Here is a 1,382-nt window from a genome sequence, read left to right on the forward strand (position 1 = left end):
GAGGCCGGTCCGTGATGGCGCGATCATCTGGTACATCTCGTTGATCACCGCCTCCAGGGCCTTGCGGTCATGGCGAGCTGCTACTGTGCGTAGTAGATCTCGCCACAGGATCTCGGCTGTTGGCGCCGCGCGCAGGCCCGTTCGGCACGCCGCGATGGCGGTAACGGTATCGCCGTTACCGAGCGTCAAGTTGGCAAGTCGGTGGGCCACATCGACGACGGCGGTGGAGGTGATCGTCCTGATCCTGCCTGAGTCCAGCCATCGGTAGCGGCCTGCCGGCAGATTTGTCCACAGTGGTCCGGCGACCAGCCGTAATGCTGTTGTAAGATCGTCTTCGGCGTCCGTCTCCGGTTGGGCGGAGCGATGGGTGTAGGCGACGAAAAGATCCCAGTCGCACCGGACGTCGTCAGTCAGGCGCCAGCATTCGTTATCACTGACCGTGATATGCGGGCGGCCCTCGTTGTCACTCCCGAGCCAGCCGGCGACATGCTCGAGCTCGTCGTTGAGCACGTCGTCAGGAGTCCCTGGCGGCAGGAGCACGGCGCTGAGAGCGCTGGAAAGTACCCCTGAGCGATGCAGAGCCAGGTACACCACCAGCTCGGTCAGGAACTCCCGGCGATCCGGATCGCAGGGCCCCGGCGCCTCGACGGCGATCTCTCCCATGATCCGGATTGCGACGTCGGTCGCTCGGAACAGCTCGCCAGGCACGGCTGGCGTCGTCACTGGCGCTGGCCGCGCCGGTGACGACGCCAGCGCCGCCGGCAGCACGGGTGGCGCTGCCAGCGGCCGGGAAACTGGTTGCGGCTGGGAAACTGGCTGTGGCAGTGGAGCCGGCAGGGTGGACAGTGCGTTGTCGTCAGGCGGATCCGTCCGCGGCAGGCCGTCGTCGCCGGGAGCCGGGGCCGCGAGGGCGTCGCTCGCCGCGGTTCGCCCGGAAAGCCGGACCAGCAGCCCTGGTGTCTTCCACGGTTGTGCCGTCGGTGTCGACGGTGGCGCTGGCCAGACCGCACCGGGAGGGGGCATGGACGGCAGGGGGGAGGCCTCGGCCGGGAACGCGGTCGGCGGCGGAAACGGATACAGCTGGACGCCGTGTGCATCAGGAACGTGTGCATCAGGAGAACGTGGCGGCACAGGCCCCACTGACATCCCGGAGGCCCCGGGCACCTGGAGCTCCCGGGCCGGCATCGCTCTGTTGCGCCAGACGGAGGCGGCACCGTCTCCCCGGGAGGAGGCGTCCACGGACGGGGAAGGGCCGTGAGCACGCCCCGCCGGGTTGCCGCCGTCCGGGTGCCCCGCCGCCTCCGGACGTACCGGTGGTTCTCCTGGAGGCGGCGGGGGTTTGGGTGGTCGGCCAACCGGAGGAGCGATGGCCGGTGAAGGCG

Annotated in this window: 1 protein-coding gene; it reads right to left on the bottom strand. The window is 69.3% G+C overall.

The window, feature by feature from the left end; genetic code table 11:
* Positions 1-708: bacterial transcriptional activator domain-containing protein (locus AC5LUJ_RS20160; RefSeq protein ID WP_493465516.1), on the bottom strand; the 708-nt coding region annotated here is incomplete at its 3' end.
* Positions 709-1,382 lie beyond the last annotated feature (674 nt).

This window comes from Protofrankia sp. CiP1_Cm_nod3 (genome assembly GCF_982290655.1).